This is a genomic window from Rhodospirillaceae bacterium, from assembly GCA_002728255.1.
Lineage (GTDB): Bacteria > Pseudomonadota > Alphaproteobacteria > UBA7887 > UBA7887.
Window position 1 is genome coordinate 76604 of the sequence record PBWV01000015.1, and the last position, 16202, is coordinate 92805.

Consider the following 16202-nt stretch of genomic DNA (forward strand, 5'->3'; position numbering starts at 1 on the left):
CAAGAGCTAAAACTTGCCTCTGGAGAATGTAACCCTCTCTGAGACGCGCCGCAAACTAATATAATATCCACTTCGCAAAACTAATTGCAATTGGTCGATTTGACCCTAAGATATTGAATTTAGAGAAGAAATAAGTTTAAATTAAGTGTAGAAAAATTTTGAACCTGAGGAAATTTTTGGGAAAATTACCTACTAAATCATGATATAAAGAAAAATAAGTTCATTTGTTGCCTCGGTCTATTCAAATCTTGCTCGCCGAAAATGCAGTAGCGTAGTTCTTATTATTTGTTGGAAAGTTAAAATTGAGTACTAAATGCAATGCAGCAACTGTAATACTGCAAATGACCCCGAACGCAATTTTTGCCGAAGCTGTGGGGCTGGGCTCAAAACCAATTGCGATTCTTGTGGCTTCACCAATGACGTTGGCGATTCGTTCTGTGGTGGATGCGGTGTCTCTCTGTTGGGCCATACAGTACCTGAGGATCCGGCCCAAGACCTAGAACAGGACCTTCGACGGGTTACNATTTGGTTTTGCGATATTTCAGGCTTTACAAAGCTCTCGGAAGATCATGACCCAGAAACCATCCACGCGCTCCTTAACCAATTTTACGAGGGGGTGGACGGTATCGTTCACTCATTCGGAGGGACGATTGACAAACATATAGGCGACAACGTTATGGCGCTATTTGGCGCCCCAATAGCTCACGAAAATGACCCCGAAAGGGCAGTTTCCGCGGCGTTTTCTGTACATGACTGGATGAAAGACTTGAGCACCTCTATGGGAATCGAGGTAAGAACCCATATTGGGATCGCCGCAGGTCGTGTAGTTGCAGGTGGAACAGGCAGCACTCATCACAAATCTTATACAGTGGTTGGTGACTCGGTTAATCTCGCATCACGGTTAGAGTCTCTGGCTGAGGCCGGCGAAACCATTATTTCCGAGGAAATCCGCCGCGAACTAGGTGATACAGTTCCCGCAGTTGCAATGGGAACCCAAAACATCCGCGGGTTGTCTGAACCCGTCAAGACGTGGCGNGTAATGGCTGAAACCAAATATAACACCTATGAGAGCTCTACTGAGGGCATCTTTGTAGGAAGAAAGAAAGAATTGTCAGTATTTCAGACTACCCTGAATGCACTGCAATCAAATGACCATGGAACCACCTTCTACATAAGAGGACAAGCTGGGATCGGAAAATCTAGGTTACTAGAGAAATTTATAACAATTGGAAAAGAACATGGATTCCCTTCCCGTACAGTTCGTAATCTAAATTTTGGCATGGGCAATGACCGCTCTATCCTAAAATTATTTTTATCGAATTTGATCGGCTTTGAACTTAGTGACCCCCAAATTAAACAAACGGAACTAATCCAAAGATTTGCTGCAAGGCATTTGAGAGAGCAAAAAGACATCGCGATACTGCTCGACATCTTCGAAATGGAACAACCTCTGGGGAACAGAGTTATTTTAGACGCAATGAGTTCATTCTCACGCCACAACGAAAAAATAAGATTTGCAAGCCGAACACTTGGACACCTCGCCAGCCACTCACCGCAAATATGTGGGTTTGAGGATTTGCATTTCGCCGATAAGACAGCAGTCTCTCTACTTCAAAATCTCATAAAAGAGACCATAAATTCCAGAATTATACTTCTTGTGACATCTCGGGAAGACCCTGAAACGGTTACAGGTAACTTTTGGGCCGAAGCAGAAAAAAATGAGCGGACTTGTATTCTTGATATAGAGCCATTCACATTTGAGGAAGCCTATACCGTGGGGCTCGGTGTTTTCCCTGAGAATAATAATCTATTGAGTAAGTGCATAGAACGTGCTGAAGGTAACCCTCTTTTCTTAGATCAACTGCTTCGCAACGCAGCGGATACCGAAAAGACCGAAGACCTCCCCGGCACAATAGAAACGATGATGATTGCACGCGTTGACCGTCTGCCTCTTGCCGAAAGACAATTCCTTAAGGCGGCTTCCATTTATGGACAATGGTTCACTCTGGAAATGGTTAGCNACATCACTAAAGTTTCTAATTGTTTATTTTCCGCGGCACTTACTGCTCACATTATTCGTTCAGAAAATGGTGGGTTTATTTTCACTCACTCGCTGATGAGAGAAGCCGTCTATAACTCCCATCTCTCTAGCCAAAAGAAAGAGCTTCATATAAGGGCATCTCACTGGTATCAAGGTAGAGATACAATATTAATAGCTCAGCACCTAGATCTTGGCCGGAGCCCAAAAGCAGCAAGCAGTTACCTCGAAGCAGCTTACGACTGCGAACAGCGTTTCCAATTTGCACGAGGGTTACCACTCATAGAAAGGGCCCTAGAACTCACAACCCAAAACATAGAAAGATACCAACTGACCTGTCTACAAGCGAGCATGACACGAGAGATTGGGAAGGCCGACCGCGCAAGAGAGCTGTACAAGACGGCGCTAACAATGATNGAAGATGAAACTCTCAGGTGCCAGGCCCTTATTGGAATGGCCTCTTGTAACAGATGGATGGGGCGAGGAGAAGAAAGCGCGACAATACTTCACGAAACCGAACAGACAGCTCTTTCGAAAAAGGAATACAACCTTCTAAGCCAGGTCGGTTATTACAGAGGCAGCCACCTTTTCACGAAGAACGAGTTGGATAAAGCAATTGAGTCGTATGAAAACGGCCTAGAAAGCGCAAAAAAGTGTGGCGATAAAGCATGGATTGCTCGTAATCTAAGCGGGCTAGCAGATTGCTACTATGCCGGGCTTCAAATGTCTAAGGCGCTTTCAGCATTCCGCGATTGTATTAATATTTCTCACCAAGAAGGGCTAGGACGGATTGAGGTACCTAATAAATACATGACCGGCCTCACTCGCAGATACCTTAACGAGATGAAATCTGGATTAGAAGACATACTAACTGCTCAAAAACTAGCTAAAGACGTCGGCCACCACCGCTGCGAAATGTATTCGACGAATTTTGCCGCTGAATTTCTTCTGGAAATGGGAGAACTCGATGAAGCCTTAAATGCTTCCAATAGAGCTGTAGAGCTTACATTTATGACCCAAAATGAACGCTTCCGCGCCTATGCAATGAACCAGAAAGCCCGTTGCCTAATGGAACTAGGAAACGCAAAAGAAGCTTTGGAATTACTTGATGAGGCTATAAAAATTAGTCGCAAGGTAGGCATGCCGTTTGTAGGGCCCCGCCTACTCGGAACACTAGCTGTCTGCACGGATGATAAATTCACCCGGAAGGATGCTTTAACCGAGGGATTTGACATACTCCGCGACGGCTGCCACGCNCACAACCAACTATGGTTTTTGAGGGATGCCATAGAGGCCTCATTGCACACAAACGACAGCACCGCGGTACTACAGTATGCGAACCATCTGGAACTAATTACCACCAGGGAACCTCTAGCCTGGGCGACCTACTTCATTGAACGGGCGCGCGCCATAATTGGTTCTCGAACCGAACCAACGAATTCCGACAATATAAAGGAACTTGTTCGCCTTGAAAATATTGCAAAAAAAGTAGGGTTCGCTAACACCANTATGCATTAGGACTGCACCCAGACAAATATTCGCGTTATCATAAGGAAAACCAGCACTAAGGTGTGAGACAATGAATCCAACTATTTCTATGGATCTCTTATGGATTTTAATTTGCGCCATTTTGGTTTTAATGATGCAAGCTGGGTTCATGTGTGTCGAAGCCGGAGCCACACGAAACAAAAATAATATTAATACAGCGCTAAAAAATATCTGTGATTTTGGTATTTGCATGTTGGTATTTTGGACATGCGGTTACGGACTGATGTTTGGTTCGTCAATCTCAGGCTATGCCGGCTTTTCCCATTTTCTCTTCGTCCCACAGCACCCTGAAGAAGGTGCGTGGTTCATCTACCAAGCTGCATTTTGTGGCGCTGCTATAACCATAGTCTCCGGCGCAGTTGCTGAGAGATTAAAGTTTTCAATGTATCTACTCATCGCCGTGGTTGGTGCAACTTTAGTGTACCCCTTGATCGGACACTGGGTTTGGAATGAGCATGGCTGGCTTGCCAGTATGGGCTTTGTTGACTTTGCAGGATCCACCGTAGTTCACAGCTTAGGCGGCACAATCGCTCTAGCAGCTATCATTATACTTGGACCGCGCACGGGTCGTTTTCGGGAAGATGGAACCGTGCGAGAATTCAATGGAAGNAATGTACCTCTTTCATTACTTGGAACCCTTTTACTCTTTTTTGGCTGGTTCGGTTTTAATGGCGGTAGTGCGGGTGCCTTTGATGAAAATGTACCCTCAATTCTGATAAATACCTTATTAGGAGGAGCCTCAGGTTTAGTAACAACTATTGTACTTTGTTACAGTATCTACCGTAGGCCGTACGTAATGAGAATTATGAATGGGCTTCTGGGCGGTCTTGTGTCTGTAACAGCATGTTGCCATGCGGTCACCCCCTTTGAAGCTGTTATCATTGGGAGCATGGGAGGTGTAGTCGTACTGTTTGCTGACCTCCTATTACAACGCTTTTACCTTGATGACGCTGTGGGAGTAATACCCGTACATTTAGCAGCCGGTATTTGGGGAACTATAGCTGTTGGGATTTTTGGTGAGCCCAGTATACTTGGCACCTCTTTGCTAGGTGATCAACAAGTAGCAATACAACTGGTGGGCGTTTTCGCTTGCTGCAGTGTTGTCTTTATAATTTCTTTCATCTTTATTTACGGAGCAGATCGATTATGGGGAATTAGGGTCAGTAGAGCTGCTGAAGAAGCTGGACTGAACGTAGCTGAACACAGGGCTAACGACGATGTGGAAGAATTGTTGGCCGTAATGCAGAAACAAGCGGACTCTAGGGACCTTTCTATCCGNGCGGCCCAAGAACCTTTTACTCAGGCGGGACAAATCGGAGTCCACTATAATAATCTAGTGTGGAATCTGGAAGAATCAGCGCAAGAGACTGAGTCCGTCTTACAAAGAGTACTCCCAGCGGGCGTAGCTGAACGCCTAAAACAGGGATCCGAAATCCATGATACCTATGAGGAAGTATCAGTTATTTTTATTGATTTGGTAGGTTTTACCAACTTGGCAAATACACTAGTGGCTCGGCGGGTCGTCTCACTACTGAACGATATCTTTGGTAGATTTGATAAAAGGGCGGCAACCCTTACTGTTGAGAAAATAAAAACGATAGGTGACAGCTACATGGCGGTTGCCGGTCTCCGTAAGAGCGACCCTCGTCATGCGGAAAATGCTGTGAGAATGGCGCTCGCTACAATTGAGGAAATAAGGGATTTTAACCAGATCAATAAATTTGATTTAAATGTGCGCGTGGGAGTGCACAGCGGTCCGGTTATAGGTGGTGTTATCGGCGAGTCACGTTTTATGTACGATATGTGGGGNGATACAGTGAACGTTGCTAGTCGAATGGAGTCCCTTGGACTACCCGGCAAAGTACAGATTTCAGAAACGACCTACGATTTGGTAAAGCTTGTGAAGGACCTGAAATATCACCCACGGGGAAAGATAGAGGTAAAAGGAAAAGGGAAAATGAGCACATGGTTGTTAGACCTTGAAGAAAAACCCCAAGCCCAATAAAAATAGTGAGATCTGATAGTGCAGAAGTTTGGTATTGGACAACCGCTTAAACGAAAAGAAGATGTTCGCTTCCTTACCGGTACCGGAAAGTATTTAGATGATTTATCTTTCACCGGTCAAGCGCACGCAAAATTTTTACGTTCCCCCCACGCCCATGCTCGGGTAACTAATGTTGACACAGAAAAAGCAAAAATAGCACCCGGCATCATAGCCGTGTATTGCGCTGAAGATATTCTTGATGCTGGTCTACGCCATCTCCCAATCTCGTTCATGCCTGAAAATGCACCGCCTGGATATATGCCTGACTTCCCCCTACTGGCAACATCCAAGGTCCGGTATGTCGGCGAGGCTATAGCCATGGTTGTCGCTGATTCAGAGGCCCAGGCAGTTCTGGCCTGCGAACTCATACAAGTCACGTATGCCCCCCTGCCATCCTCCGTCGAACTAACCAAAGCCGCAAGTGAAGGGGCCCCTGAATTGTGGCCAGAGGAAGCCCCTCTTAACACAAGCTTTCTCTGGGAAACCGGAGATATCGAGGAAGTAACTGCCGCATTTCAGAAAGCTGAGCATTTGGTAGAAATTGATGTCATCAATAACCGCGTCGCAAATGCGTCAATAGAATGCAGGGGCGCAATCGGAATTCATGATGAAGAAAAAAATCTAAGCACATTGTACACGGCCTCACAAATGCCCCACCCTTTGAGAGAGGATCTCGCAAAAATTTTCGATGAACCTGAAAAAAATTTTCGAGTTGTAATCGACGACGTAGGTGGAGGCTTTGGCTCAAAAAATTCGATTTATGGAGAACAGGCTCTCGTCATCTGGGCAGCCCGAATGCTCGGTAAGCCAGTAAAATGGGTTGGTGAACGAAATGAAGCCTTCATTTCTGACTACTATGGTCGCGACAATGCCACTCATGCAACACTGGCATTAGATAAAGATGGCAAGTTCCTAGCTCTCTCAGTGGACGAGATGGCAAATCTTGGCGCATATTTATCAGGACGCGGCGCTATGTCACCGGTTAACAACCAACCTGCTCTTGCCGGCACATATACTACCCCGGCCATCCATGTTCGGGTCCGAGGAATGTTTACCAACACTGTTCCTACCGATGTATATAGAGGGGCGGGGCGTCCTGAAGCCGTGTATCTACTGGAACGTCTTATTGATAAAGCTGCTGATCAACTCCATATGGACCGCATCGACCTCAGACGCAGAAATATTATTGATCCAGATTGCTTCCCCTACAAAACGCCGCTGGGTCTAATATACGACAGTGGGCTTTTTGAAAAGAACCTAAATTTAGGGCTTTCTGAAATGGATTGGGAGAACTTTGAGGGCCGTCGAAACGAAGCTGAGAAACGAGGAAAAAGACTGGGAATTGGACTGGCCAACTATGTGGAAAGATGCGGACATGGAGTGTCTCAAGACGTAGATATGAAGGTCTCCAAAAATGGGGAAGTGACGGTTCTCATTGGAACAATGTCGAATGGACAAGGGCATGAAACAGCTTATGCGCAGATTGTTAACGAACTCCTACGAGTTGATCCAGAGAACGTTCGTGTGGTTCAGGGTGATACGGAACTAATAACGAATGGTTCAGGAACAGGCGGGTCTTGGTCTATACCGGTTGGTGGTGCAGCAATCTCCATTGCGGCAGAAGAAATTATCAAAAAGGGCAAACAGCTGGCAGGACACCTCTTGGAGGCAGCAGAGATTGATATAGAATTTAGAGNTGGATTATTCACTGTTGCTGGGACTGATCGATCCATTTCGTGGAACACTCTCGCCTCCAAGGCTTTTAATCGGTCCCTTTTGCCCCAAGGGATGTCGCCGGGACTTGAGGGAACAGGAGAATTTGTACCCACCAATCATACTTTCCCCAATGGCTGCCACCTGTGCGAGGTAGAAGTGGATCCCGACACCGGCTCGTTTTCAATTACGAGATACTTAGTAGTCCACGATTTTGGTGTAGTGCTAAACCCCCTCCTTTTGGAGGGCCAAGTTCATGGTGGTGTTGCCCAAGGTATCGGTCAAGCTGCCTTTGAGTGCACCCATTACGACGACCACGGTCAATTGAACTCAAGTTCATTTCTCGACTACAATATCCCTCGTGCTGACCAACTGCCCCCGATCGAATTTATTAGTAACCCTAGTCCTTGCCCAACAAATCCCTTAGGCTTTAAAGGCTGCGGGGAAGCGGGAGCTGCAGGCGCACCTCCTGCAGTAGTGAATGCTCTCGTCGATGCGGTTAAGGCCTTTGGGATCGATCATATCGATATGCCCTTGACACCTGAAAAAGTATGGCNCTCCATCAATAGTGCTAAAAATCAAATAGAGAGGTAGCTATCTTACTTGGCAAATTTGCATTCCCTACCCCCTAACATTTTTTTACCTTGGCACCAGAAATAGGAGTTTAAAAATGGAACTAGCAGACAGGGTGATAGTTATCACTGGCGGCAGTGGCGGGATAGGAAAAGCAATGGCTCAGGCATTTTTATCAGAAGGAGCCAGCAAAATTGTATTGGCAGATCTAGATGAGGAAGCAGTTAATCAGGCTGCTACTGACTTAGGTGCTGACGCCCGGGTCTGTGATGTCACGAAGGAGGAAGAGGTTCAATCTCTGGTGGATAACGTACTGGAACAATATCAAAGGATCGATCTTTTTTGTTCCAATGCTGGGGCCCTAGCCACAGCTGTTGGAGTATTAACAGACGCCGACAATGAAAGCTGGCAAGATCAATGGAACCTCAACGTTATGGCCCATCTTTACGCCGCCCGGGCTGTCCTGCCATCAATGCTCGCTCGTAAAGAAGGCTATTTGTTGAACACTGCCTCCGCCGCGGGCCTTCTGGCTGCCATGGAAAGCGGCCCATACACCGTGACCAAAGCCGCCGCCATAAAGCTGGCTGAATTTTTAGCCATCACTCATGCCGATGATGGAATTAAAGTTTCAGTATTGTGTCCTCAGGGCGTTAATACAGCCATGGCACCCAAGACCCTTGGCAGCGGCCAGACCGATGGAATCCTAGAACCCCACGAGCTTGCTGAAACAGTGGTAGCAGCAATTAAGGACGAGCGATTTCACGTTCTGCCACATCCTGAAGTGGAAAATTACGTCCGCCGAAAAGGGGATGATATCGACCGATGGCTAGCCGGGATGCGCCGATTACGACGAAGTTACACCTGATGAAGGTCTTTCTGAGTAGGGCAAGCCAAGGGCAGTAAGCCCCTCACTCAACTTGGGTCTCCCCCGCAGGTGGTTTTACCAAGCAAGACACAAAGCTTTCTGACTATCTTCACCGCCTATTCAAGTACGCCATTAGTCCAGCCAAGCATTCCCTGAAGTCTCCTTACAAACCCGTCTGACAGTCAGGTTCGCCACCGGCCGCAAGTGCTGCGATCGATTCCCAAATGCCTAATTTTTGTACATTTTATTTTTATTAAAATATTTATTGATGGTTTTATAGGCATTTAATATTGCCCCTAACTACTTTTTGGTTTATACAAGCGGTAACATCCCACCACTTAAGGACAAAAAAATGCTGTATCCTTTATCCGCTCGTCGTATTTTGGCAATAATGGCTGTATTCATAGGAATCTCCGGCGCTCCCTATGTTGAGGCGACCGCAGGCGAAACTATTAAAATTGGTGTCCTACATTCCCTCTCAGGGACAATGGCTATAAGCGAGACCACCCTAAAAGATACTATTTTGATGCTTGTCGACGAATTGAATGACAACGGGGGCCTGCTCGGCAAGAGTGTTGAGGCAGTAGTCGTCGATCCTGCCTCAGACTGGCCCCTTTTTGCGGAAAAGGCTCGTGAACTCCTGACAGTTCATGATGTTGATGTGATCTTTGGCAACTGGACATCAGTTTCACGGAAATCTGTGCTCCCTGTTATCGAAGAACTAAACGGCCTATTGTTCTATCCGGTTCAATATGAGGGAGAAGAAAGCTCCAGAAACGTCTTCTATACGGGAGCTGCACCCAACCAGCAGGCGATCCCAGCTACAAACTATTACTTAGACGAACTTGGTGTGGAAAAATTTGCCCTGTTAGGGACTGACTATGTATATCCCCGGACGACTAATAAAATTCTTGAGCAATACTTAAAGGATAAGGGTATACCGGCGTCTGACATTTTCGTTAATTACACCCCGTTTGGCCATTCGGACTGGTCAAAAATTGTAGCCGATGTGGTTGCATTAGGTGCCCAAGGTAAAAAGGTTGGGGTGATTTCCACAATTAACGGCGATGCTAACNTCGGTTTTTACAAGGAGTTGGCAGCGGCCGGTGTCTCCGCTGATGATATCCCTGTAATCGCCTTTTCAGTCGGTGAAGAAGAACTTTCTGGGCTGGATACGACGAACCTAGTAGGTCACCTTGCTGCTTGGAATTACTTTCAGTCAGCGGATACGGAGTCTAATACTGAGTTTATAGCAGCATGGAAAAGTCGGATGGGTAAAGACCGTGTTACCAATGATCCAATGGAAGCCCACTACATAGGCTTTAACATGTGGGTTCAAGCTGTAAATACCGCCAGGACCACTGACGTCAATAAAGTTCGAGATGCAATGTACGGCCAAACCTTCCCAAATCTTACCGGAGGTATTGCTGAAATGCTCTCAAATCATCATCTTTCTAAACCAGTGCTAATAGGAGAAATTCAGGATAACGGGCAATTCGACATCATTAGCCAAACAGAAGAAGTACCCGGAGATGCCTGGACGGATTACCTACCTGAATCCTCGATCCTAATATCAGACTGGAAAAACTTAGGATGCGGAATGTACAACACGGAAACAAAATCCTGTGTCCAGATTAAATCCATATACTAGTACTCCTAAGTCTGAGGGACTAAATCCCTTGCTCTTGCTCCCTCTAGCCTGAAAGAGAGTGGCGGAAGCATTGCAAACAATGATTCCGCCCATTTTTTAATAGATGATCCGTATTTTTCAAATCCTCTTAATTATGGGCTTATCAGAAGGATTGCTGACACCAGCATGGTCCTCTGAAGACTTCGAAGATTTGTTAAATCGTAACGCAGCCCTAATTCAGAAAAGTTCATCTAAAACCATTGATCCCGTCCTCGATGAGATTCAAGCATACGGAGGTGAAGACGCAGCTCGGTTCTTAGAGCTTTGGAAAAAAAAGAAATTATTTGTTCTTAAGGAGACACAAGAGCTTGTGGTGGCCTCGCCTGCAGGTAAAGACCAGGACGGCAAGAATCTTTTGGCAATAAGTGGGTTCATAAATCGCAATGACTTGGGAATTGTGCGGGCCAAGGCGGCAAAACAAATCAAGCCCAACAGTGGTGTCCGAGCAAAAATTGCCAGTGCATTAGCCCCTTTTCAACTAGAAAGTAATGATCCAGCTATCCGAAGCATGGCTCTCGATACAATCTATAGGAGCATCCATCCTTTACATTTAAGACCTCTGCAACGAGCAATTTCTTTGGAAAATGATTCTGTCCTGAAAGAAAGAATGGAAAAAGCATATGTCTATGGAACCATTACGCACGGCACTGATATACCAAAAATTGTTGACTCGATATACAGCCTCTCCGGCGATTTATCTTTGGAAACCCGAGCAATACTGAACCCATTACTGAAGAGCCAAATCCAAATTGCCAAAACTATACCAACAACNGGAAATATAGCCCGGGTAATAATACCTGATATTTCTGTAAGACCTTCTGAAGGAACGCGCGTTACCCCCTTCACCATTGCGGAGGACGAAGTCGAGCTCTCCCTGGATGCTGCATACCAATTGCTCATAGACCGAGGGCTCGTCCCTATATTCGTCAATAATGAACAACGCGATCAAGTCCTCGCGGCACATATTGACTCTGGCTCCATTGGGACCTTTGAAGTCTCTTCACTGGACACCGATGCTGCCCGCAATCAAGCGTATGATTATCTTGTTCAAACAAAGAACCTTCCACCCCGAATGGATGAACAGCATAAGGAAAGAACTATATCGGAATATGTTTTCTTCGCTAAATATGATCGGCCCCAAGCTATAACCGACGCAGCCCATGAGGTTCTTGTTGCAATCCAAAAAAAAGTTATGTTTTTTACGCTGCTGGATCTTGTGCTAGATGGATTGAGCCTTGCATCAATTTATTTTTTGGCAGCCATTGGACTCGCGATTACTTTTGGAGTGATGCGTGTAATCAATATGGCGCACGGAGAATTTATTATGATGGGAGCGTATACTGGTTACGTAATCNAATTAATNATCCCCAGCTATACCTTATCAATAATAGTTGCCCTTCCTGTCGCTTTTATCCTTACTTTTGTGGCTGGAGTGCTGATGGAGAGACTAGTAATTCGCCATCTGTATAAGAGACCACTCGAAACTTTATTGGCAACTTTTGGGATCAGCATCGCTCTTCAACAAATTGCCAAAAATATTTTTGGCACCCAAGCCCGTCCCCTAACCTCACCTGAGTGGCTAGACGGCGCAATGGTTATTAACGATGTGCTGGCTATAAGTAATATCCGTATCGCTATTTTTCTGCTCAGCCTCATTTTTTTGGCAGTTCTTCTATATGTAATGACCCGCACCAGATTTGGCCTTGAAACACGCNCCGTTACCCAAAATCCTATAATGGCCTCCAGCATGGGCATTAATACTGATAAAATAAATATGCTGACCTTTGGCTTCGGGTCAGGCATTGCAGGAATAGCTGGGGTGGCAATTGGGCTTTTTTCAAAAGTTACTTCAGAACTGGGATCGGATTACATTGTTCAAAGCTTTATGACAGTTGTGGTCGGTGGTGTCGGAAATATTTGGGGAACCCTGGCTGGAGCNGCCATGATTGGCTCACTGCAGAAAGGAATTGAATGGTTTAATCCATCAAATACACTTGCNGCCCAAACNTATATGATAATTTTCATCATACTCTTCATTCAATTCCGACCTAAAGGNATTGTTGCCCTAAAGGGCCGAGCAGCAGATGANTAANTTAATCAAACATACAATCATTGTTCAGTATCTACTNCGNCACCCNTCTATCCTTATTTTTNTCGGGCTNCTNTCCTTATTTACANTANCCATTGTCNTGCTGAGCGAGGGACTTGGNNTNGGCCTAGTACCAACAAGCTTTATCAAAACGTTGGGGAAAACCTTATGCCTCTGCATGGTTGCGATAGCAATGGATTTGGTTTGGGGCTTCTGCGGAATTCTTTCACTCGGACATTTTGCCTTCTTCGCACTCGGTGGTTACATGATTGGAATGTGGTTGATGTTTGCTCGGACTAAAATAATTGTTCTTCAGGCTGCACAAAATTCCCCCCTCCCAATGAGCCTAGACGAGATCAATGATGCGGTTGGAATTCAGATATTTGGAGTCGTAGGAGGAGCAGAAATTCCAGTCATCTGGACATTTGCAGATAGCTTTTGGATACAGGTTGGCTTAGTTTTTCTTATCCCTGGTCTGCTCGCCTTTATTTTTGGGTGGTTTGCTTTCCGATCACGGGTAAACGGGGTCTATCTCTCAATTCTCACGCAAGCGATGACCCTCGCGCTTTCACTTTACCTTTTTCAGAATGACAGCGGTCTGCGGGGAAACAACGGCCTTTCCGGACTACAAAATATTCCGGGCCTGGATGACACACCTCAAGCTATAGTTTCAATTTGGTTTTTTATTGCGAGTGCGATCACATTGGGAGTGCTGTACATAGTTGCCCACTCGATCGTGCGCAGTAAACTTGGCAATATACTGACAGGTATAAGGGACAATGAAGATCGAGTTCGATTTCTTGGCTATAATGTCGAAAGCTACAAATTGTTTATATTTGTTTTGACCGCATGCATTGCAGCATTGGCAGGCGCCCTATATTACCCTCAGGCCGGGATTATTAATCCAGCCGAACTAGCCCCTGTCGCTTCAATATACCTTGCAGTGTGGGTTGCGATTGGGGGACGCGGCAGGCTCTATGGTGCTGTCGTTGGAGCTGCCTTTGTATCACTACTATCCAGCTATTTTACAGGAGGTCATGCCCCCGATCTTGCCTTAGGCCTAGGAACATTGCGTTGGACAGAATGGTGGCTTGTCCTTCTAGGCCTGAGTTTTGTTGTCGTGACACTATACGCACCTAAAGGAATGAGTGGTTTAGTCGATCGTTTTGTCATAAGGGGAAACAAATAATGTCCCAGCTGCTCCACGTAGACAATATTTCGGTATCATTCGATGGCTTCAAAGCAATTAACAGCCTGAGCTTTGATATCGGCTCATCGGAGCTGAGGGCAATTATAGGACCAAACGGGGCAGGGAAAACTACATTTATGGATATCGTCACGGGAAAAACCAGACCTGACTCGGGCGACGTTTTTTGGGGCCCAAAAAGTCACTCTCTTCTGAGAAAATCTGAGGCAGAGATAGCTCAGCTAGGCATCGGACGTAAATTTCAGAAACCAACCATTTTTGAAGCCCAAACTGTTTATGAAAACCTTCTAATGGCGTTAGCGAAGCCACGAGGGCCGCTCTCCGTCCTTTTTTACAGACGGAATGAAGCAGATAATAAGAAGATCAATACTCTGGCTAAACAAATAAAGTTGGATGACCATCTTGACCAATTATCGGGCCAGCTTAGCCACGGCCAGAAGCAGTGGTTGGAAATCGGGATACTGCTAGCCCAGGAGCCTCAGCTACTTCTTATCGATGAGCCTGCCGCCGGAATGACATCGTCCGAAAGAGCTGTGACAATAACATTATTGCAAGAGTTATCACAAACACGGTCAGTCGTAGTTGTAGAACATGATATGGAGTTCATACGCCAGTTGAACTGTAGGATAACGGTTCTACATGAAGGATCCGTCTTAGCAGAGGGCCAGATGGATTTTGTAACACAAAATCAGGACGTTATTGATGTTTATCTTGGAAGGTAGTCATGCTTGCTACAGAAGACCTAACGCTACACTATGGTTTATCTAAAATTCTCCATGGTATCTCTATACAGGCTAGGCTAGGGAAGATTACCTGTGTAATGGGATCTAATGGCGTAGGAAAAACCTCTTTGCTAAGGGTACTTTCAGGCACGCATCCAAGCAGCGGCGGTCGTTATCTCCTCGACGGTTCTGATGTAACCAACAAGCGTCCCGATACACTCGCAAAAGCAGGTGTTGCCTACGTACCGCAGGGAAGGTTTATATTTCCTCTGCTTACGGTGCGTGAAAATATTGAGACTGGGTTCGCCTGTCTCCCGCGTGAGGATCATTTTATTTCCGAGGAGATCTTTGAGTTATTTCCTGCACTGCGGACCATGATGGATCGGAGAGGAGGTGATCTTTCCGGTGGACAACAACAACAATTGGCTATCGCCAGGGCACTTATTACCAAGCCCAAACTCCTTCTTCTTGACGAACCGACTGAAGGTATCCAACCCAATATTATTACTCATATAGGTGAGGTAATCGCCCATATTCGCCAACAAAAACAGATGTCTATTATTTTAGTGGAACAGTATTTTGATTTCGCATTCGGTTTGGCCGACCACATTTATGCCATGACCCGTGGGAAAATCGTTTATGACTGTCCCAAGACAAAAGCAGATAAAGCACAATTACGGGAGTCGGTCGGAGTTTAAATTCGGTTGGCTTGCTCAGAAAAATAGGTCTTACCTATGAATGGTTCCAGTATTCAACAGCCCCTTCAACGCGCAACAGGCCATATAAAACTATCTGTAAGGAAAAATAGGCTGGATCGCCTGTACCAATCGGGATCGGCTAAACTACTGATGCCACGGACCCACAGTGACGTCAGAGAAGCCGTTCTGATTAATACTGCGGGAGGAATGACAGGGGGTGATAAATACAGGAATGAGTTAACAATAAAAGGAAGCCAACTCACTGTGACCAGCCAGACTGCGGAGCGTATCTACAAAAGCAAACGGAACCCAGCAGAAGTTTCTACCCTATTAAATGTGAGTGAACGGTCCGTCATGCATTGGTTACCACAGGAAACTATCTTTTTTAACAACGCCCGACTGAGCCGGAATATTGAACTACATATGTCTTCAGATAGCGAATGCTTAATATCTGAATCCATTGTTTTGGGCAGGCATGCGATGGGAGAAAGTCTGTCTGACTGCAGTATAACGGATAATTGGCGTATATACCGAGACGACGAGCTGATACACGCAGAAGCACTGCGAATCAAGGAAGATGTGCCGAGCATTCTGCATTCCGCTGCAGGTTTAGGAGGGGCCCGAATAGTGACAACTATCCTATATTTAGGCTCAAAAACTGAGCAATTGGCGGAGCGACTGGACCGCACATTAAATCATTATCCATCAAACTTAGGTATTTCCTGCTGGAATGGTAAATTAATCGTGCGCCTTGCAGCGCAGGAAGTTTCCACTGGTAAGAAGGATACCGTGGCGCTCTTATGGAAACTCCGTCAACGAGATATACCACGCGTCTGGCAGACATAAAAAGACTAGAGGGTTATAAAGATGAAACTCACACCGAGAGAAAAAGATAAATTAATGCTTTCGTTGGCCGCCATGGTGGCACGTGACAGAAAAGCACGTGGCGTTAAACTAAACTACCCAGAGACGATCGCTCTGATAACTGATTTTGTAGTTGAAGGTGCGAGAGAAG

Annotated in this window: 11 protein-coding genes; all 11 read left to right on the forward strand. The window is 45.8% G+C overall.

Annotation, left to right across the window (positions count from 1 at the left end; all coding sequences use genetic code 11):
• Positions 1 to 313: 313 nt before the first annotated feature.
• Positions 314 to 3556 (forward strand): hypothetical protein, encoded by a 3243-nt coding sequence (locus tag CMM32_03985; protein ID MBT06061.1) that lies wholly within the window; start codon positions 314 to 316, stop codon positions 3554 to 3556.
• Positions 3557 to 3617: 61 nt separating this feature from the next.
• Positions 3618 to 5591 (forward strand): guanylate cyclase, encoded by a 1974-nt coding sequence (locus tag CMM32_03990; protein ID MBT06062.1) that lies wholly within the window; start codon positions 3618 to 3620, stop codon positions 5589 to 5591.
• 18 nt (positions 5592 to 5609) lie between these two features.
• On the forward strand, positions 5610 to 7937 hold the full coding sequence (locus tag CMM32_03995) for a carbon monoxide dehydrogenase (protein ID MBT06063.1): 2328 nt from the start codon (positions 5610 to 5612) through the stop codon (positions 7935 to 7937).
• A 76-nt stretch (positions 7938 to 8013) separates the two neighbouring features.
• Complete coding sequence (locus tag CMM32_04000) at positions 8014 to 8781, forward strand: short-chain dehydrogenase (protein ID MBT06064.1); 768 nt, start codon at positions 8014 to 8016, stop codon at positions 8779 to 8781.
• Positions 8782 to 9172: 391 nt separating this feature from the next.
• Positions 9173 to 10432 carry an urea ABC transporter substrate-binding protein gene (gene urtA / locus CMM32_04005; GenBank protein ID MBT06065.1) on the forward strand — a complete coding sequence of 420 codons (1260 nt, stop codon included), beginning with the start codon at positions 9173 to 9175 and terminating at the stop codon, positions 10430 to 10432.
• A 103-nt stretch (positions 10433 to 10535) separates the two neighbouring features.
• Positions 10536 to 12563 (forward strand): urea ABC transporter permease subunit UrtB, encoded by a 2028-nt coding sequence (gene urtB / locus CMM32_04010; GenBank protein MBT06066.1) that lies wholly within the window; start codon positions 10536 to 10538, stop codon positions 12561 to 12563.
• Entirely contained in the window at positions 12556 to 13749 is a 1194-nt protein-coding gene (gene urtC, locus CMM32_04015) for an urea ABC transporter permease subunit UrtC (protein MBT06067.1), read from the forward strand. Before urtB ends, urtC begins: the two co-directional genes overlap by 8 nt.
• A complete protein-coding gene (urtD, locus tag CMM32_04020) occupies positions 13749 to 14489 on the forward strand; it encodes an urea ABC transporter ATP-binding protein UrtD (GenBank protein MBT06068.1) in 741 nt (246 codons plus the stop codon). The genes urtC and urtD overlap by 1 nt, the downstream gene beginning before the upstream one ends.
• Positions 14490 to 14491: 2 nt before the next feature.
• On the forward strand, positions 14492 to 15187 hold the full coding sequence (urtE, locus tag CMM32_04025; protein MBT06069.1) for an urea ABC transporter ATP-binding subunit UrtE: 696 nt from the start codon (positions 14492 to 14494) through the stop codon (positions 15185 to 15187).
• A 36-nt stretch (positions 15188 to 15223) separates the two neighbouring features.
• Positions 15224 to 16033 carry an urease accessory protein gene (locus CMM32_04030; GenBank protein MBT06070.1) on the forward strand — a complete coding sequence of 270 codons (810 nt, stop codon included), beginning with the start codon at positions 15224 to 15226 and terminating at the stop codon, positions 16031 to 16033.
• A gap of 21 nt (positions 16034 to 16054) precedes the next feature.
• Positions 16055 to 16202, forward strand: a 148-nt coding sequence (gene ureA, locus CMM32_04035; protein ID MBT06071.1) for an urease subunit gamma, incomplete at its 3' end; no start/stop codon positions are given.

What these genes read in the sequence shown, in the direction of transcription:
- CMM32_04000 (MBT06064.1), top strand. Translation starts at nt 8,014, where the DNA reads ATGGAACTAGCAGACAGGGTGATAGTTATCACTGGCGGCAGTGGCGGG.
- urtD (MBT06068.1), top strand. Translation starts at nt 13,749, where the DNA reads ATGTCCCAGCTGCTCCACGTAGACAATATTTCGGTATCATTCGATGGC.
- urtE (MBT06069.1), top strand. Translation starts at nt 14,492, where the DNA reads ATGCTTGCTACAGAAGACCTAACGCTACACTATGGTTTATCTAAAATT.
- CMM32_04030 (MBT06070.1), top strand. Translation starts at nt 15,224, where the DNA reads ATGAATGGTTCCAGTATTCAACAGCCCCTTCAACGCGCAACAGGCCAT.